This window comes from Microbispora sp. H10670 (assembly GCF_014161385.1).
GTDB classification, from domain to species: Bacteria; Actinomycetota; Actinomycetes; order Streptosporangiales; family Streptosporangiaceae; genus Microbispora; species Microbispora triticiradicis.
This window is the reverse complement of sequence record NZ_JABBWW010000042.1, coordinates 14,259-32,424: the sequence shown is the minus strand read 5'-3', so window position 1 is coordinate 32,424 and position 18,166 is coordinate 14,259. Positions and strand designations below refer to the sequence as shown.

General features: G+C 71.7%; 13 protein-coding genes. 3 read left to right on the top strand and 10 right to left on the bottom strand.

From position 1 onward, the window contains the following. Window positions 1-20: 20 nt before the first annotated feature. From HHX33_RS32950 to HHX33_RS32910, 9 genes are all read right to left on the bottom strand, one after another. Window positions 21-782 (bottom strand): ABC transporter permease, encoded by a 762-nt coding sequence (locus HHX33_RS32950; protein WP_117410159.1) that lies wholly within the window; start codon window positions 780-782, stop codon window positions 21-23. Next, window positions 779-1,543 (bottom strand): ABC transporter permease, encoded by a 765-nt coding sequence (locus HHX33_RS32945; protein ID WP_182877989.1) that lies wholly within the window; start codon window positions 1,541-1,543, stop codon window positions 779-781. The genes HHX33_RS32950 and HHX33_RS32945 overlap by 4 nt, the downstream gene beginning before the upstream one ends. Beyond that, on the bottom strand, window positions 1,536-2,321 hold the full coding sequence (locus HHX33_RS32940) for an ABC transporter ATP-binding protein (RefSeq protein WP_220502458.1): 786 nt from the start codon (window positions 2,319-2,321) through the stop codon (window positions 1,536-1,538). Before HHX33_RS32940 ends, HHX33_RS32945 begins: the two co-directional genes overlap by 8 nt. Further along, complete coding sequence (locus tag HHX33_RS32935) at window positions 2,318-3,385, bottom strand: Rieske (2Fe-2S) protein (protein WP_182877987.1); 1,068 nt, start codon at window positions 3,383-3,385, stop codon at window positions 2,318-2,320. Before HHX33_RS32935 ends, HHX33_RS32940 begins: the two co-directional genes overlap by 4 nt. A 19-nt stretch (window positions 3,386-3,404) precedes the next feature. After that, window positions 3,405-4,238 (bottom strand): TauD/TfdA family dioxygenase, encoded by an 834-nt coding sequence (locus HHX33_RS32930; protein ID WP_182877986.1) that lies wholly within the window; start codon window positions 4,236-4,238, stop codon window positions 3,405-3,407. Next, window positions 4,231-5,346: a hypothetical protein gene (locus tag HHX33_RS32925; RefSeq protein WP_182877985.1), complete on the bottom strand. Its 1,116-nt coding sequence runs from the start codon at window positions 5,344-5,346 to the stop codon at window positions 4,231-4,233. The genes HHX33_RS32930 and HHX33_RS32925 overlap by 8 nt, the downstream gene beginning before the upstream one ends. 18 nt (window positions 5,347-5,364) lie before the next feature. Continuing rightward, window positions 5,365-6,504 carry an amidohydrolase family protein gene (locus HHX33_RS32920; protein WP_182877984.1) on the bottom strand — a complete coding sequence of 380 codons (1,140 nt, stop codon included), beginning with the start codon at window positions 6,502-6,504 and terminating at the stop codon, window positions 5,365-5,367. Window positions 6,505-6,541: 37 nt separating this feature from the next. Then, on the bottom strand, window positions 6,542-7,525 hold the full coding sequence (locus HHX33_RS32915) for a TauD/TfdA family dioxygenase (protein WP_182877983.1): 984 nt from the start codon (window positions 7,523-7,525) through the stop codon (window positions 6,542-6,544). A gap of 322 nt (window positions 7,526-7,847) precedes the next feature. After that, window positions 7,848-10,592 carry a helix-turn-helix transcriptional regulator gene (locus HHX33_RS32910; RefSeq protein WP_182877982.1) on the bottom strand — a complete coding sequence of 915 codons (2,745 nt, stop codon included), beginning with the start codon at window positions 10,590-10,592 and terminating at the stop codon, window positions 7,848-7,850. Between the two features lie 309 nt (window positions 10,593-10,901). Here HHX33_RS32910 and HHX33_RS32905 point away from each other — a divergent pair, with 309 nt between their 5' ends. Continuing rightward, window positions 10,902-12,746 (top strand): ATP-binding cassette domain-containing protein, encoded by a 1,845-nt coding sequence (locus tag HHX33_RS32905; RefSeq protein ID WP_182877981.1) that lies wholly within the window; start codon window positions 10,902-10,904, stop codon window positions 12,744-12,746. A gap of 20 nt (window positions 12,747-12,766) precedes the next feature. Here HHX33_RS32905 and aspS read toward each other — a convergent pair whose 3' ends face one another. Beyond that, entirely contained in the window at window positions 12,767-14,065 is a 1,299-nt protein-coding gene (aspS, locus tag HHX33_RS32900) for an aspartate--tRNA(Asn) ligase (RefSeq protein WP_117410169.1), read from the bottom strand. Window positions 14,066-14,395: 330 nt separating this feature from the next. Between aspS and HHX33_RS32895 the strand changes: the two genes are divergently transcribed. Both HHX33_RS32895 and HHX33_RS32890 read left to right on the top strand, forming a co-directional pair. After that, a complete protein-coding gene (locus tag HHX33_RS32895) occupies window positions 14,396-16,297 on the top strand; it encodes an ABC transporter ATP-binding protein (protein ID WP_220502457.1) in 1,902 nt (633 codons plus the stop codon). Further along, window positions 16,294-18,159 (top strand): ATP-binding cassette domain-containing protein, encoded by a 1,866-nt coding sequence (locus tag HHX33_RS32890; RefSeq protein WP_182877980.1) that lies wholly within the window; start codon window positions 16,294-16,296, stop codon window positions 18,157-18,159. The genes HHX33_RS32895 and HHX33_RS32890 overlap by 4 nt, the downstream gene beginning before the upstream one ends. The last annotated feature ends 7 nt before the right edge of the window (window positions 18,160-18,166 follow it).

Genomic DNA, 18,166 nt, shown 5'->3' with positions numbered 1-18,166 from the left:
TTCACTTTTCTTGGTGCCGTTCAGTTCTTGTGCAGGGAGAGGAGAGAACGTGTCCTCCGCTCGGCGAGGTCCATGACCTCGTAGGCGAGCAGGGAACTGGCCAGCGAGGTCAGCAGGATCGCCCACACCGTGGGCGTGTCCAGGAGCCCCTGGGAGCGGGCCAGCAGGGCTCCGAGCCCGTCGTTGGCGGTGAGGAACTCCGCGGTGAGCGCGGCGAGCACCCCGACGCAGGAGGTCAGCTTGGCCGCCTGCACCAGTTCCGGCAGGGCGACGGGCAGCGAGACGTACCACAGGAGCCTGCCCCGGCCGCCCCCGGTGACCCGGACGACGTCGACGAGGGCGGGCGGGATCCGCCACAGAGCGGCGCCGACCAGGGCGAACGAGGGAAAGAAGCTCATTATCGCAGCGGTGGCGACCGCGGCCGGCCCGCCGTAGCCGAAGAACGTGGCGATCAGCGGGCTCAGGGCGAGCACCGGCACACACCGCATGATCATTCCGGCGACGCGGGTGAGCGGCTCCACCATCGGGAGCAGGTGCGCGGCGATCGCCAGCGCCGTGCCGAACACCAGTCCCAGCCCGATGCCGGCGACGGCACGCGCCACGGTGAGCGCCAGCGCGCTCGGGTCCGCGACCTTGGCGACCAGGCTGTCCGCCACCTTCGCGGGGTCGGGCACCAGCAGCGCGGGCACGGCGCCGCTCAGGCGCACCAGGACCCAGACCACGGGGAGGCCGACGAGGACGACGCCGTATCCGAGCAGCCGGTGCACGCGCGCGCGGCTCATGCGACGCTCCCGGTGGTTCCGCGGCGGCGGTGGACCGTCCGGGCGAGCCGGGCGAACACCGCGTAGACGATCGAGGACACCGCGACGACGAGCACGCTGACCGTCGCCACCAGGTCGTCCTGTCCCTCACGCAGCCCCGAGACCAGGAGCACGCCGAGCCCGCGCTCGGAGCCGAACCACTCACCGATGAGCGCTCCGAGGAGGGCTCCGGGCACGGCGAACTTGACGCCCTCCACGACGTGCGGGAGAGCCCCCGCGGCCTCCACCAGGCGCAGGCGACGCCACCGTCCCGCGCCGTGCACGGCGAGCAGGTCTCGCAGTCCCTTGGGGATGGTCCCCAGCCCGGCCTCGGCCGCCGAGAAGACCGGCAGGGCCACGCTGATCGCGGCGGCGATCACCGGTATGGCCTCGCGCTCCACCGACGAGGTCAGCAGCGGCCCGAGCGCGACCAGCGGGACCGCGTAGCAGATCAGCATGAGGAGCTGGAGCGGCCCCCGCGCCCCGTCCGCGGCGCCGGCCGCCCAGGCCGCCACGATCGCGAGCGCGGCCCCGGCGACCAGGCCGTACGCGGCCTCCAGCAGGGTGACTCCGGCCGACTCGATTAGCAATTCCCGGCGGGAGGCCAGAACGGGCCAGATCTCCGCCGAACCCGCGGCGCCGAACCCGTACCACACGAGCAGGGCGGCGGACACGAGCAGCACGCCGCCCAGGAGGGGCGTGGCCGCGCGGTGAGCGCGGCCACGGAGAGACGGTCTAGGCATCGAGCGCCTCGATGCACTCCTGCACGGCGTGCCGGAACGACTCGTCCGGGACCTCGGGCCTGGGCCGCGCCATCGGCACCGTGATCTCCCTCACGATGGTGGACGGGCGGCCCGACATCACCACGACGCGGTCGGCCAGCAGCACCGCCTCCTCGACCGCGTGGGTGATCAGAACGGTGGTCGGGCGGACGACGGTCCAGACGCGTTCCAGCTCGCGGTTCAACCGGCGCCGGGTGATGGCGTCGAGCGCTCCGAACGGCTCGTCGAGGAGCAGCAGCGACGGCTCCATGACCAGCGCCCGCGCCAGCGCCACGCGCTGTCGCATGCCGCCGGACGCCTCGTGGGGGCGCAGGTGGGCGAGGCTGCGGAGGCCGACGAGGTCCAGGATCTCGTCGACGCGCTCCCGGTCCGGCCGCCGTCCCGCGGCGCGGTAGACGAACTCGACGTTGCGCCGCAGCGACGCCCAGGGGAGGAGGGCCGGGTCCTGGAAGGCCATGCCGATGCGGTGTTCCCGCGCCAGCCGGGCCGGTGGACCGCCGCAACAGGTGATCGTGCCGTCGGTGGGCGTCTCGAGCCCGGCGATCATCCGGAGCAGCGTCGTCTTCCCGCAGCCCGACGGACCGATGATCGCCAGGAACTCCGAGGTGCGGACCTTCAGGCTGACGTCGCTTACGGCCCGCACGGCCCGGCGGCCGGAACCGTAGCTCTTGGACAGAGCCTGGCCGTGGATCGCCACATCGGTCCCGGCCGGCGAGGTTTCCTCGTCGCGTGCGCTCACCGAGCGGCCCCGTGCGTGAGGCGGACGCCCGGCCATCGGTCGTCCGGAGGGCCGGCCTCCTCGACGTAGGCCTGCCACCTGGACCGCAGCAGCCGTTCCGCCGCCGCCGCCACCGGGTTGAGCTCGCAGCGCGGTTCGTCCGGGCGGGTCTCCCACGCGATCTGCTCGCGCACCCCGATCCAGGCGTCCTGTTCCTGGATCCGGGCGAGCACCAGACGGCGGAAGAACGGCTCGGCGAACTGGCGCAGGCGCCTGGTGCCCCGCCTGGCCTTGATGTACAGCGTGATGTAGACGGCGACCCGGTCCCGGCCCTCCGGCCGGAAGAAGGCCCACACCACCATCCCGTCGCCGAGACGCGCCTGATGATGGGGATAGTCGTAGTACACCTCCAGCGGGTAGGTCACCGTGGAGGCGTTCCGATCGGAGCCGAGCAGCATCCGGAGCGTACGCTCCGCCCGGCTGTGCCCGCTGGTCACCTCGTACGACCCGAAGACGCGCTGCTCGTCGGTCTCGAGGTCGCGCAGGCGCAGCCGCGACCAGGGCTGGTACTTCCGATGCAGGTGGAAGTGGGTGTAGTCCATCCCGTTGATCAGGCCGACGCCGTAGTGGTTGGGGAAGACCCGGTCCTGCCGGAACGAGAACCACTCGCCGCCGTCCCAGCGCGAGGTGTCCGGCGGCTGCGGAGGCAGCGGGTCGGCGGGCTCGGGGACGAACCAGACCAGGCCGCTGCGCTCGGCGACGGGAAAGCTCCGCACCCGCAGGCGGGGAAGCGGCGCCTCCTCCTCCCAGTAGGGGATCCGGGCGAGCGCTCCGTCCGGGCCGTACTCCCATCCGTGGTACGGGCAGACGATGCGGCAGTCGCGCACCTCGCCCTCGTGGAGCGCGACGCGGCGGTGCGCGCAGGCGTTGTCGAGACAGTGGACCGCGCCCTGACCGTCACGGAAGACGACGAAGGAACGGCCGAGGAAGCGGACCTCCCTGGCCTGTCCCGGACCCAGCTCGTCGCTGCGGCAGGCCGGATACCAGCAGCGGGGGTCCACACCGATGTCGCAGAGGTTGCTCAATCTTTCTCCTGTTGTGCGTTCACGCGGCGGCACGGATCAGGCACCGCTGCAGCCAGCGGTCCGTGCCGTCGTAGCGCGGTTGGTAGGCGGTGCGGCCGTGAACGAGGTGGGTGTTGTCGATGAGCAACAGGTCCCCGGTCCGAAGGTTGATCGTGACGGTGCGGTCCGCGATCCCCTCACGCAGCGTCCGCAGCGGGCGCTCGTACTCCTCCCCGACCGCGCACAGCGCCTCGGCGTAGTTGAAGCGGAGCCGGCCGCGCCACCGGGACGCCACCGGTTTGGGCTCGGTGACCGTGCCGTCGGGCAGGCGGAAGGCGAAGGCCGGCTCGGCCAGCGCACGGCGAGTGCCGGGATCGAGCTCCGCCCACACGTCGAGCAGGTCGCACGCCAGGGTGCCGACCCTCTCGTCCGCCCGCAGGCAGAGCAGGACGAGGGCGTCCGGCGTGTTCGGGCGGAACGCCGTCTCGGTGTGCATCTCCAGGTAGACGGCGTTGCTGGCGTTCTGCCTGGACGCCTCCCCGCGGAGCGGGTAGAGGTTCTGCACGCGCGCGCCCGCGTGCCAGTCCGCGAAGGAGATCACCTCGCCGACCAGGGACGCGAGGGCGAGCAGCGGCGACTCGGTCCCGATCGGGTGCCCCACCTCGGTGTAGGGGCGGTCGGGCGTGGGCGGCAGGTCCGCCGGTACCCATGCCCCGGTGACGTGCAGCAGGCCGGCCTCGCCCAGGGTCCGGCCGAACCGCGTCGCGGCCCGGGCCAGCTCGGGCCCGAGGCCGGACGACTGGTCTTCGCCGCCTTCGGCGACGTCCGGGGGCAGGGTCAGCAGCCCCCGGCGGTGCGGGTGGTGCTCAGGCAAGGCTGAATACCCCCGAGAAGACGGGGAGCCGGTACTGCTCGATGATCTCGTTGAACTTCACGTGCACGCGGATGAGCTCGTCGAGGTCGTAGACGAAGGGAATCTGCTGCTGCTTGACCACGAACGCGGTGAAGACCGTGGGAGAGGGGACGACCCCGAGCCCGGCGATGGTCTCCAGCCCACGCAGGGTCTCCTCGGGCGGCTCGATCCCGGCGAGCAGGCAGCTGCCGACGTTGCCGGAGCCGAACACCTCCACCGCGTCGGTGAAGATGTCCACGTAGTCCGCGAAGGTGATGTCGGCCTTGTAGCCGTGGATGAGCCGTCGCCGGTAGTCCGCGCTGACCACCTCGATCCCGCTGTTGAAGCGGGAGACGCCCGAGTCGCGCAGGGTGGTGAGATATTCGATCCGGCGGGCCCGGTTCCCGATGAGGCTCGGCGGGATGACCTGCGAGACGTAGATCCCCTCCGTGTACCCGACGTCGCGCAGCGCCGTCGCCATCCGGCAGTGACGCTCCAGTTCGAGCGCCTCGTTCGTGATGCTGCCGGTGCACAGCCAGACGATGTCGTACTTGGTGTGGAAGTCCTCCGCGTGTTCTTCGACGTAGCGGAGGCATTCGTCGAAGTTGGCCTTGTAGCTCCCGGTCTTCGTCTGCTGGATGGCGAGCACCTCCCACTCGCTCTCCTTGAAGCAGAAGTCGCAGGAGTACGCGCAGTAGGTGTGGTAGTCGAAGACGAAACTGCGGGTGCCGTTCTCGCGGAGCAGCCCGAAGTTGTACATGCCGGTGGGCGCCCGGTCGTCGTCGACGAACTGCTCGCAGGCCACCTCGCGATCCTCGTCGTTGATCAGCGCGCTGAGCCGCGTGCCGTCGAAGCAGAAGGGAGAGGCCTGGTTCACCCGTACGGTGATCTTCTTGCGGAAGTCGGGGCCGCTGATCACGATCTCGATCCGCGGCAGCACCTGGCCGAGGATCGGCAGCCGGATGTCGGTGGTGGCGAAACGCACTCCGTCCCGGAGGGCGCCGAGCCGGAACACCTCTTCGATCCGTACGAGATCGAGGTTCTTCAGCGTCAGCGGGATGCGGGAGTCACGAGCGGCCGCACGTCTCATGAAAGTTCTCCGGGGGAGTTATTTGTCCAGGATGCGGAGGGCGTTCTCGCCGAGCAGGGCACGGCGCAGGTCCTCGGGGAAGGCCGCCAGAACCGGGTCCCACTCCTCGCGCGGCCGGAAGGGCGTGCCGGGGTGGGGAAAGTCGGTGGCGAGGAGCACCCGGGAGCGGAGCTCTTCGTGGAGCCCGTCGAGACGCTCGCCGAGGCCGGTCGAGAAGAAGAAGGCGTCGCGGTCGTACAGGTAGTGCCGGGGCGGGTGGTCGGGGGTGTCGCGCCCGGTCTCCCGCAGCGTCTCGAACGACTCCTGCGCGCGCTCCAGCCAGGCCGGCAGCCAGCCGATGTTGCATTCGTGGAAGGCGAACCGCAGGTCCGGGAAGCGGTCGGGGACCCGGGCGTCGAGCAGCCCCGCCAGGAAGAGCTGCCCGGGCAGGATCTCGTTGACGTGGTTGAAGAAGGCGCCGGTGCCGGGCGCGCGCACGCTGGTCGGGAGGGGCAGCGGCAGCAGGTGCGGCACGGCGACCTTGTGCAGGTGGATCACCATGCCGTGGTCCTGCGCGGCCGCCCAGAACGGGTCGAGCCGGGCGTCGAGGACCGTCACCCCGTGGGGAAGCATCACGTGCCGGAAGCCCGTCGCGGCGAGCGCGGCCACCTCCTGCGGAAACGGCGCCTCGGGGGACAGCGCCAGCTGACCCACGGGGACGAGCCGGTCCGGGGCGGCCGAGGCGAAGTCGGCCATCCAGCGGTTGTAGGCCCGCAGGTGGGCGACCGCGTAGGGGGAGGCGCAGTCCACCTCCCTGGGCCAGATGAGGCCGAGGGACGGGAAGAGCAGCGTGGCCTCGATGCCCTCGGCGTCCAGCCACCGCACCCGTGCGTCGCCGTCGTAGGACGCCGGCGGGCACGACTCCCTGAAGGGCGCGTACTCCGCGCGTTCCAGGGTGTTCCAGTCCACGATCGGCTCGTCCGGATCGTAGGGGACGCCGCCGAGCCGGCGGATGAGCCTGGAGGGTCTCCCGTCGATGAGGAGGCGGTCGCCGTCGGACGGATCACGCTCCACCCGCAGGCACGCCTCCCGGAAAGCGGGGTCGACGTACTCCTCCCACAGATTCCCGGGTTCGATCACATGGCCGTCCGCGTCGACGACCGGGTAGCCGTTCCACATGGTCTGAGTCCTCGCGTCGGTCGGGGAGCCGGGCCCGCTACGGCTGGGTGGCGGGCTGGCTGAGCGCCTTCTGGTAGTCGTCGGGGTAGTTCGCGTAACGCCGATCGGAGATCAGGCGGCCGGTCTCGCGGTCGCCGTCCAGCAGGCGGGTGGTGACGAGCATGCGTTGCAGCCAGCGATCGGTCCCGTCGTAGCTCGGGACGATGGCGTTGCGCCCGTGGACGACCCGCGAGTTGTCGAGGACGAGCAGGTCTCCCGTGACCAGCGGGACGTCGGTGGCGATGGCCAGGACCCGCCGGGACAACTCGTCCAGCGTCCGTTGCGACTCCTCGTCGATCGCGACGAGGTCGCCGACGTACTCGATCACCCGCGTGCCGTCCCGGAAACTGATGATCGGCTGCGGCTCGGTGAGCCCGCGCCCGTCGATGACGACCACCGGGTTGTCGGTCTCGAACGCGTACCGCGCCTGGGCGAGCACCGCCAGATCGGCCTCGTCCAGCGAGTCGACGACCCGGGTGATGTCGGCGACCCGGGTCTTGGCCTGACCGGTCGGATCGCCCCGCAGGCAGAGCAGGGCGAGATAGTCGGGGGACACGTCGCGGAAGGGAGTCTCGGTGTGCAGGAGGAACTCCACCGCGTTGGACCCGAACTGCAGATCGCGATGGGCCCGGATCGGGTACTTGTTGTGGACCAGATGACCGGAGTCCCACTCCAGGTAGCTGAACGGCTCGCCGAGCAGGTCGACCACGCCGGCGAGCAACGCCTCGGTGCCCACCGCGGCGAGTTCGGGCAGCGAGGAGAAGGACCGTCCTGGTGTGGGCGGCAGGTCGCGGACGATCGGCAGGTTGCGGAGGAGCAGCGCGCCGGGCGCCCGGCGGAGCCGGAGGGCCTCCACCGCCGCGCGCACCCCTGCGGGGAGCACGCCCCGGTTCCGGCGTACCTGCGCCAGGAAGGTCTCGAACTCGTCGTACGGATTGGCGTCGACGGAGGCGATCCCGGCCCTGAGGGCCTCTCTTTCCACGTCTGTAAGCTCGACGACGGGGATTTCTGTCAGCGGCTCAGTTGATTCGGACATGGCGGAAATCCGTTCCGTAGCGGAGGAGTACGCGTGCCGGGCCTGTCATTCCCGCCCGGGTCCTCGTAATTCCGGGCGCGGAAAACCGGGGCTGAGTCGATCCGGGTTCCGAGGTGCGCGGGTCATACCTCTCCTATCGCACACGCCTCCTCAGATTGCACACGCCGCCGGCCCGGCGGCCGGTTTCAACGCAGTTGATTTAACATGCCCCTTCTTGCGGCGTCATTGGGGAAAACCCTGAAACGCCGTGATCGGACGCGGATCGTCGTCAGCCGTGCCCGGGGGTCCGCCTGCCGGAGTTCATGCGCAGCGCGAGTTCGGTGCGGCTGCGCACCCCGAGCTTGCGATAGACGCTGGACAGGTGGCTCTCCACCGTCTTCACCCCGATCGCCAGCTCCCTGGCGATCTCCTGGTTCGTCCGGCCCTCGGCGGCCAGTGCGGCGACCTGCGCCTCCGACACGGTCAGGCGGTCGGGCGGGGTGAGCCTCGACCGCGGCTCATCTCTCCCCGCCCACCACTCGGCACCGATCTTGGTGAAGATCCTCGACGCCCGTTCCATGGTGCGCCGCGCGGCCTCCCGCCGGCGCAGGCGGCTCTGTGACCTGCTGAGCGCGAGCAGGGCGCGGCCGAGTTCGAAGGGCGCACCGGCGGCGGAGAACTCGGCCACGGCGGCCTCCAGTTCGGCGGCTCCCCGTTTCGGGGATCCGGTGGCGGTCAGCAGCACGCCGTGTGCCCGGCCGGCGAGGCCCCGCCCCAGTGGCCGGTCGGCGACGCGCACGTGCCGCTGGATCCGCTCGACGCGCTCGGCCGCCTGGTCGTACTGTCCGACCTGCACCAGCGCCTCGACGTGGTCGGCGCCCGCCGTCGGGCAGACCACGTCGAGGACGACGCCGAGGGAGCGGGACGTCTGCTCGGCGGCGTCCAGGTGCTGGACGGCCGCCATCGGGTCGCCGTCGGACAGGTCGATGAAGCCCAGCAGGGCGCGCACCGAGAGCGCGGCCAGCCTGTTGCCCGAGGTCTGGGCGATCCGCAGTCCCTCGCCGGCCAGCAGCCGGGCCCTGCCCAGCTCGCCGTGCATGCCGAGCAGGAGCGCCTCGGTGAACAGGGCGGCGGACGTGGGGACGCCGGTCGCCTCCACCGCGCGCGCGGCCAGGTCCGCGTAGCGCGCCGCCGCGCGCAGATCACCGGCGAGGCATTCCACCTCGGTGGCCCAGGCCATCCCCCAGTCGGCGCAGGCCACGGTGCCGGCCTCGACGACCGCGGTGCGCAGAGCACCGAACACGGCCCGCGCCGCGGGCAGGTCGCCCAGGCAACGGCACAGGAAGCCGTACAGGTGCGGGACCGCGAGCGAGTGCTCCACGGGGTTGTGACGGTGCGGCACGGGCATGGCCGCCGGGGGCGGGGCACCGCGGATGAACTCGATCGTGGACAGCACGGAGACGGCCTCGCCGCGCGCGTCGTCGTTCCCGGACGCCTCGGTGAGGCGCAGCAGTTCCCTGGCATGCCCCTGAGCGGCGGCGAGGTCGCCTCTGTGCACGCAGTAGTACGTCAGGCCGGTCGTGATCGGGATCAGCAGGTCGGGCCGGCCGGCGGCCTCGGCACGGCCGCGCTCCAGACGCGTGATCGAACCCGCGACGTCGCCGGAGTTGAAGGCGGCCTGCCCCAGGCGGAGGAGCATCTCCGAACGGACCGGCCCGGGCGGGCAGCGGCGCAGCGCGTCCTCCAGGATGTCCAGGGCCCGGGATCCGTCTCCTCCGGAGATCAGGTGGCCGGCGGCGTCGCGCCAGCGGCGCAGGCGGAGTTCCCGCTCCCCGGGGGAGGTGAGCCGGGCGGCCTGCGCCGTCATGTCGCCCGCGGTCAGCGGGTCGCCACGGGCGGCGGTCAGCGTGGCGGCGGCGGCGAGCGTGTCGGCCACGACAGGGTCGGTATGGCCGGCGGTGGCGGCCAGGTGTCTCGCGCGTTCCTCTACGTCGCTCACCACCCGGGCGAGCCGCTGATGCATCTCCCGGCGCCGCAGCGGTCCGGCGACCTCGAACACCACGTTCCGGAGCAGCGGGTCGCGGAAGCGAAGGGACTCGTGTTCCAGTACGACGAGCCGCCGGGCGATCGCCTCCGCCAGCCCTGTCAACGTGCCGATCGCAGTGCGGACGAGAGCGATCGTGGGCGTCTCGGCGCAGGCGACCACCAGCACCGCCTCCGCCACGGCCGGAGGCAGTGCGCGGACGCGCGCACGGAGCAGGCGCCGCAGACTCTCCGGCAGCGGGAGGTCGCCGGTCGGATAGGACCGCTCGCTCCACGCCCGGGCCGTCTCCAGGCCGAACAGGGGGTTGCCGCCACACGCCCTGTGCAGCCAGCGCAGCAGAGGCCGGGGGAAGGCCGTGCCGTAGCGGCTCTCCACCACGGCGGCCAGGGCGAGGGGGGCCAGCGGCCCGACCTCCCAGCAGGTGACCCGCTCGGGAGGCAGCACCCGGACGAGCGTGGGCCAGGCGTCGCCCTCCGTCTCCGCGCCGAGCGTGACGAGCAGCTTCACGGGCTCGACGGTCAGGCGCCGGAGCACGAAGGTGAGCACGACCTCGGTCGCGGAGTCCAGCCATTGGAGGTCGTCGAGGGCGATGAGCACGGGTCCTTCGGCGGACAGGTTCCTGAGCAGGTCCAGCACGGCCAGCGCCACCGCGCGCTGGTGGGGCGGCGTCCCGGGGGCCTGCTCCCACCACAGCGTGGCGGCCAGCACGCCGCGCAGCGGCTCGCGCAGACCGCGTACGGCCTCCGAGCCCTCCAGGCCGGCGAAGAGGTCGCCGAGACCCACATAGGACAGGCCGGTCTCGCTCAGGTCGGATCGGCAGGAGAGGACCCGGAACGACCGCTCCTTCGCGGCGGCCAGCGCGGCGGACCAGATGGTGGACTTGCCGACACCCGCGTCTCCACCCAGCACTCCCATGGAGGGACCGGAGACGCCGGCGTCGAGCCACGTCTCGATCGCGCGGGCCTCGTCGGCCCTGCCGGGGACGTCCATTGATCCTCTCGACGGAAGTTTCCTCACCGGCAGCGGTCGCCGCGGCGGTGAGGAGATTCAACTACCGCGATGATCGCAATGTAACAGTTGATGCGAAACATTCAGGGTTTTCCCTGATGAAACCGCCAAGAATGTCACGTTTACTTCCTTCGGTGGAGCGGCCGCGAGTACCGCGTGCACAGGCGGACCTACGGACAACTCTCTTACCAAAAGGTACTTCTCCCTTTGAATAGCCATAATTCGGTCGAGCCTGAACTGGCCGATCCCGCGTTTGCCGGACCTATCGCCCGGGCGCCACTGACTCTGGCTGTGGAGGGCCATGATCTGTCCCGCCGGCACGGCTCCCATCTCGCCGTGGACGGCGTCTCGCTCGCGATCCCGGCGGGCGAGCGCCACGGGCTGGTCGGGCCGAACGGCGCCGGCAAGACCACGCTGATGCGCATGCTCAGCGCCACGCTCGCACCCGACCACGGATCACTCCGGGTGCTCGGGCACGACGTGACACGCCACCCCAGGGCCGCCAAGGCGCGGATCGGCGTGGTGCCCCAGGGGATGACGCACGACAACGAGATCCTGGTGCGGGAGAACCTCACCACCTTCGGCCGCTATCACGGGCTCTCCAGGCGGCGGGCCGCCGCGCGCGCCGACGAACTGCTGGAGATGGTGGGCCTCACCGCGCACGCTCGCGCCATGCCGCAGACACTCTCCGGCGGCATGCAGCGGCGGCTCCTGATCGCCCGTGCCCTGGTGAACGACCCGGACCTGATCCTGCTGGACGAACCGAGCACGGGACTGGACCCGGAGAGCCGGGTGATGCTGTGGGACCTGCTCGACAGACTCTGCGCCACCGGCAAGACGCTGGTCATCACCACGCACTACCTGGAGGAGGTCGAACGCCTCTGCGACAGGGTGACCGTGCTGCGCGCCGGACGCGTGCGGCACTCGTCCCACCCGCGGCGGCTGATCGCCGCGACGCTTCCGAAGTACGTGGTCGAACTCGATCTGCCGGCTTCGGAGGCCACGGTGGCCGCGAACAAGGCCGCCGCGAACAAGGCCGCCGGGAGCACGGTTGCCGGGAACACGGTTGTCGAGAACACGGTGCCCGCGTGGGCCGGGGAGCGCGAGCGGCTGCGGGTGGGCAACCGCCTGCTGGTTTTCGGGGATTCGGCCGCCGACCTGACCAGGGACCTCGCGGCGGCCGGTGCCGGCGACCACCTCGTCCGGCCGGCGTCGCTGCAGGACGCGCTGCACGCCCTCGACCGGCGGGAGGAGACCACACCGGCGGATCCGGCACCGGTGACTCCCGCCGCGCCGCCGGGCCCGGGGACAGGCCGCCGGGGTGCGGGCGACCGGCACGGCGCGCGGCATCGCACGCGCCGTGCGCTCCCCGCGCCCTCTCCCGCCCTCGCCCGGCGGATCTGGTGGCGTGACTTCACCCTGTTCAGGAAGTCCTACCGGACCACCATCGTCCCCAACTTCTTCGAACCGGTCTTCTCGCTGGCGGCCATGGGGATCGGCCTGGGGTTCTACGTGGACGGAGCCGCCATCGGCTCGTCGTACGCGAGTTTCGTCGCTCCGGGACTGCTCGCCGTCACCGCGATGAACGGCGCCGTCTTCGAGGTCACCTACAACGTCTTCGTACGGCTCCGGCACGCCCGCAGTTACGACGCGGCGGTGACCAGCCCCGTGGAGCCGCCCGACATCGCGCTGGGCGAGCTGATGTGGGCGCTGACCCGATGCCTTGTCTACACCGGCGTCTACCTGGCGATCGTCGCGGCCCTGGGCTACGCGCCCGCGAGCACCGCCCCGCTCGCCGTTCCCGCCCTGCTCCCGCTCGGCCTGGTCTTCGCCTGCGCCGGACTGATCTTCACGGGCACCGTCCGCGCGATCAACTCCTATTCCTACTTCTACACCCTGGTGCTGACCCCGCTCACTCTGCTGAGCGGGGTCTTCTTCCCCACGAAGAGGCTCCCTCCGGTGTTGCGCGCCGTGGCCGAGGTCTCTCCGCTCCACCACGGGGTGGAGCTGTCGAGAGCCCTGGTGATCACCGGCGATCTCCCGGCCGCCGCCGGGCATCTCGGCTGGCTGGTCGCGCTCTCGCTGGTCCTGCTCGGTCCCGCCCTGTACAGCCTGCAGCGGCACCTGTGCGCGTGAACCGGAATTCGAGCCGCCGGTCAGGGCGCCAGGCGGTGCAGGTCACGCGGGAAGAGCGTGGTCCAGCGGATGTTGTCCGCCTCGGTCAGCCGGGCCACGAACCGCTCCAGCCCGAGCGCGAACCCGCCGTGCGGCGGCATGCCGTGGGCGAACGCGGCCAGGTAGCCGGCGTAGGGCTCCGGGCTCTCCCCGCGAGCCTCCAGAGCGGCCAGGTAGTCGGAGTGGCGGTGCAGCCGCTGCCCACCCGTGACCAGTTCCAGGCCGCGGAAGAGCAGGTCGAAGCTGTTGGAGAACTCCGGCCGCTGCGGGTCGGGGTGCGTGTAGAACGGCCGCTTGCGCATCGGATAGCCCGTGACGAAGAGGAACTGCGAGCCGTACTCGCGCATGGCCCACTCGCACAGCCACCGCTCGTGCGCGGGGGCCAGGTCGGGCTCACCGCGCGGGTCCTCGTCGGTCTCCCGCGCCAGCAGTTCCTGCGCGTCGGCGAAGTGGATCGACGGGATCTCCTCCGGCACGTCCGGCAGCTTCACTCCGAGCAGCTCCACCGCGCCCGGGGCGCGCTCGGCGATGGTGGCGACCATCTCGGCCACCGCCTCGCGGACCACGGCCATGACGTCGCGGTGGTCGGTCACGAAGCCCAGCTCGGCGTCGAGGCTGGTGTACTGGGCCAGGTGCCGCGCCGTGTCGTGCGGTTCGGCCCGGAAGACGGGGCCGACCTCGTAGACGCGCTCGAAGACCCCGACCATGGTCTGCTTGTAGAACTGCGGCGACTGCGCCAGGTAGGCCTTGCGGCCGAACCAGTCGAGCGCGAAGACGTTCGCCCCGGACTCGGTGGCCGACGAGACCACCTTGGGAGTGTGCACCTCGGTGAAGCCGAGCCGGTCGAGCGCGCGGCGGTATCCCGCCACCGAGGCCGCGGAGATCTCGAACGGCGCGCGCAGCCTGGGGTGGCGAAGGGCCACCGCCGCGTTGTCGAGCACGGTGGGCAGCGCGGCCGAGACCACCGGCCGGTAGAGGTCGAACGGCGACGCGACGGCGGGCTCGGACAGCTCGCGGACCGCCGGCGAGGTGATCTCCACTCCGCCCGGCGCCTGCTGGTTGGCGGTGACGGTCCCGGTCACCTCGATCACGGTCTCCTCGGTGAGCACCGCGAGGCGTTTCACCAGGTCCGGCTCGGCGGCGACGACCTGCACCAGACCATCCCGGTCACGCACGATGGCGAAGGTCACCGACTTCAGCGCGCGGACGCGGTGCAGCCAGCCGGCGACGGTCACCTCTTCCCCGACATGCTTGGAGACCTGGGAGGACAGAATTCGCATGACAACTCCACAGACGAGAACCGTAGGTGTCCCTGTCCGGTGTGGGCGAGCAGGGACCTGTCGCTCGCGGTGCCACCACACCTTCGCCCCGCCGCCGGCGAGACCTCGTTGCGGCCCGGTCACGAGGGCCCACCGGCGGGGCATTGGGCGGCCGCCACGACGGCGCCGCCGTTCCTCCCCGCAGCTCAGAAGGGTCTTCGACCGGGGGGCGAGACCGCCTTTCCAGCGACGGCGGCTCTCTCGTGACTCGCGCGGTCCCGGCCTACTTGGCTTCGTCACAGCTTTGCTCCCGATCATAGTCGAGATCGGCTCAGGGAGCGGAAGGAACGCATGACCACGGAAACACGCGCCGCCACGTCCGCCGCCACGTCCGCCGCCATGTCCACCGCGTCCGCCGCCGCGAAGCGCCGGCACGCGTTCGCGCGGCTGCTTCCCTACGCCGGGGCGGCCCCGCTGAGCATCGCGGTGGTGCTCAACCTGCTCGCGGGCCTGCTCCCCATCTCCTTCATCGTGGGGACGAGCGTGCTGCTCAGCGAGATCTCCGCCTCCGTGGGGGAGGGGACCGGCGACCTCGGGGCCGTCGGCACCGCGCTGGCGCTCACGGTCGGCGCCTACATCCTCCAGCAGCTGCTCGTGCCGTACCAGGCCGCGGTGGGAGAGGTGATCGCGCGCCGGGTGGACGGCCGCTGCGCCCACCGCCTGATGACCTCGGCCCTGGCGCGGGCCCCGATGTCGGTGCTGGAGCGGGAGAACGTCATGAGCAGGCTCGGGGACGCGCGCGACGGCCTCGGCCGCCGCCCGCCCACGCCGGGGGAGGCGGTCGCGGGCGGGCTCACCCTGATCGCCAGGTACACCCAGCTGGCGGGTGCGGTGGTCCTCATCGGGATCGCGCTCTCGCCGATCGCGGGCGCCGTCGCGGCGGGCACCGCGCTGGTGATCCGCCGGGGCCAGCGCGGATCTCTCGGACGGCTCGGCGGGCTCTGGCACGAACTGTCCGGCCCGCGCCGCCGCGTCACCTACCTGCGCGACATCGGGACGACGGTCACGGCGGCCAAGGAGTTCCGGACGCTGGGCCTGATCGACTGGCACGAACGCCGCCATCGCGCGGACGCGAAGGAGTATCTGGCGGCGCTGTGGACCGGCCGGCGACGCATCCTGTTCTGGCCGTTCGTGGGCTACACGCTGGTCGGCCTGGCGGGCGGCTCCGTCCTCCTGGTCTGGCTCGGCCGTTCCGCCGCCGGCGGCGACTTCGGCCTGCTCGAACTGTCCGTCGTCCTCCAGGCGGCGCTCGTCGCGATCCGCTTCGGCGCCTTCTTCCCGGAGAGCGACGTCCAGACGCAGTACGGGCTGAACGCCTACGAGGCCCTGACCGAGTTCGAGGAACTGGCCGAGGGGAGCCAGAAGGACGTCCCCCGCGGCAGTCTGACGGCTGACGGGCTCCCCAGGCGCGGCATCCGCTTCGAACAGGTCCGCTTCCGCTACGGGGAGGGACGGCAGGTTCTCCACGGTCTCGACCTGGAGATACCGGCGGGCCGCTCGACCGCGATCGTCGGGCTCAACGGCGCGGGCAAGACCACGATCGTCAAGCTGCTGACCCGCCTGTACGACCCGGAAGAGGGCAGGATCCTCGTCGACGGGGAGGACCTGAGACGCCTCGATCCCAGGGAGTGGCAACGCCGGCTCGCCGTGATCTTCCAGGACTACGTGCGGTACGAGCTGTCCGCCGGCGCCAACATCGGTCTCGGCGCGCCGGCCGTGTCGGCCGACCGGGCCGCTCTTCTCGCGGCCGCCCGCCGCGCCGGCGCGCTGGAGGTGGTGGAGGCGCTGCCCGCGGGGCTGGACACCCCGCTCTCCCCGCGGTACAGGAGCGGACGCGACCTCTCGGGCGGGCAGTGGCAGCGGATCGCCCTGGCCAGGGCCTTCCTCGCCGTCGCGCAGGGCGCCTCGGTGCTGGTGCTGGACGAGCCCACGGCCCAGCTGGACGTGCGCGCCGAAGCGGAGTTCTACGACCGGTTCCTGGACATCACCGGCGGACTGACCACGGTGATCATCTCGCACCGTTTCTCCTCCGTACGCCGCGCCGACCGGATCGTGGTCGTCGAGCACGGCAGGGTCGTCGAGCAGGGCGACCACGAAGGGCTGCTCAGGTCGGGGGGACGCTACGCCGACCTGTTCCACCTGCAGGCACGGCGCTTCGGCGCCGACGACACCGGGACGGGAACCACCAGATGAGACGGATCGTGCTGAGCGCCGTGTTCGTGCTGCGCCTCGCCGCGGCGGTGGACCGGGGCCGCCTGCTGCGGGCCGTCGGGCTGATGACCGTCGGCTACCTGGCCACGCCCGTCATCGCCCTCGGGCTCCGGGAGTTCACCGAGGCCGCCCTGGCGAGGCGGCTGGAGGTGGCGACGTGGGTCATCGGGGGCGTCGCCGTCCTGCTCGTCCTGGAACTGATGCTCGGGCACTTCGCGCACCTGTCGTACTTCGAGGTCGGCGAACTCGCCGAGACCACGCTCAACGAGGAACTGGTGCGCCACGTCAACGGCTCTCCCGGGCTGGAGCGCCTCGACGACCCCGCTTTCGCCGACAACGTGAACCTCGTCCGGGAGGAACTCGGCAACACCCGCACCGCGGTGGAGTCGGTGCTCCAGCTGGGCGGTCTCGCCCTCCAGACAGCGCTCACCACCGTCGTCCTCGTCACGCTCGATCCGCGGCTGGCACTCCTGCCGCTGGCCGCGCTCCCCTCGGTGCTGGTGGGCAGGTGGGCACAGAACCTCCTGGAGTCGGCGAAGGAGGCGAGCGCGGAGAACACCCGCCGCACCCGCCACCTGCTCGCGCTGGCGACCGCTCCGGCCTCGATCAAGGAGATCCGCCTCTTCCACGCCGAGGCCGCGCTCCTGCGGGAGCAGGACGCCAACTGGTCCAGGACCAGCGCGGTGCTGCGGAGGGCGCACCTGCGGGCCGCCGCCCTGCGCGCGGCGGGCCAACTCGTGTTCGCCCTCGCCTACGGCGGCGCGATCACGCTGGTGCTCTGGCAGGCGGAGCAGGGAAGGGCGGGCGTCGGCGACGTGATCCTGGTCATCACCCTGGCGGTACAGGTGAGCGTGCAGGTGGCCGGCGCCGCCACCCTTCTCACCGGCCTGCAGGGCGTGGGCAGGACGCTGGACCGGCTGACCTCGCTCCGCGATCACGGGTCGCGGGACCAGGGGTCGCGGGAGCACGAGGCAGGTGAGCGGGGGTCGCGGAAGAGCGGCCACGCCACACCGGCCCGGACGTCGCCGGAGCCCGTCTATCCCGGCACCGGAGCCGTCCCGGCCGTGCTGCGCGAAGGGATCCGGCTGGAGAACCTGAGCTTCGTCTATCCGGGCACCGGCAAGGTGATCCTGGAGGATCTCAACCTGACGATCCCCGCCGGGGGGTCGGTGGCGCTGGTGGGCGAGAACGGCGCGGGCAAGAGCACCCTCGTCAAGCTGCTGTGCGGCCTCTACCAGCCCACCTCCGGGCGGATCCTGGTGGACGGGACCGACCTGCGCGACCTGCCGGCCGGAGAATGGCAGGCGAGAGTGGCGTCCCTGTTCCAGGACTTCGCCCGGTTCGAGCTGCTGCTGCGGGAGAACGTGGGGGTCGGCGACGTCGCCCGGATGGAGGACGAGCAGGCGGTCCTGCGGGCCGTCGAGCTGGCGCGGGCCGGCCGGATCGTGGCGTCGGTGCCCGGCGGGCTGTCCGGGCTGCTCGGCCACGGCTACGGCCAGGGCACCGAGCTCTCCATGGGGCAGTGGCAGACCCTGGGACTGGCCCGGAGTCAGATGCGCGAGGACCCGCTCCTCCTGGTTCTGGACGAGCCCGCGGCGGCGCTCGACGCCGCCGCCGAGCACGCGATCTTCGAACGCTACGCCGACCTGTCGGCCGACGCCGGCCGGCGATCCGGCGGGATCACCCTGTTCGTCTCCCACCGCTTCTCCACCGTGCGGATGGCCGACATGATCGTCGTACTGGACCGGGGCCGGGTGGCGGAGAGCGGCGACCACCGGGCGCTGGTGACGAGGCGAGGGCTCTACGCGGAGCTCTACGAACTCCAGGAGCGCATCTACCACTGACCGCACC

Bases quoted from the DNA above. Each gene is read 5' to 3' on its own strand.
- HHX33_RS32950 (WP_117410159.1), bottom strand. From the start codon at position 782: ATGAGCCGCGCGCGCGTGCACCGGCTGCTCGGATACGGCGTCGTCCTC.
- HHX33_RS32945 (WP_182877989.1), bottom strand. From the start codon at position 1,543: ATGCCTAGACCGTCTCTCCGTGGCCGCGCTCACCGCGCGGCCACGCCC.
- HHX33_RS32925 (WP_182877985.1), bottom strand. From the start codon at position 5,346: ATGAGACGTGCGGCCGCTCGTGACTCCCGCATCCCGCTGACGCTGAAG.
- HHX33_RS32920 (WP_182877984.1), bottom strand. From the start codon at position 6,504: ATGTGGAACGGCTACCCGGTCGTCGACGCGGACGGCCATGTGATCGAA.
- HHX33_RS32910 (WP_182877982.1), bottom strand. From the start codon at position 10,592: ATGGACGTCCCCGGCAGGGCCGACGAGGCCCGCGCGATCGAGACGTGG.
- aspS (WP_117410169.1), bottom strand. From the start codon at position 14,065: ATGCGAATTCTGTCCTCCCAGGTCTCCAAGCATGTCGGGGAAGAGGTG.
- HHX33_RS32895 (WP_220502457.1), top strand. From the start codon at position 14,396: ATGACCACGGAAACACGCGCCGCCACGTCCGCCGCCACGTCCGCCGCC.
- HHX33_RS32890 (WP_182877980.1), top strand. From the start codon at position 16,294: ATGAGACGGATCGTGCTGAGCGCCGTGTTCGTGCTGCGCCTCGCCGCG.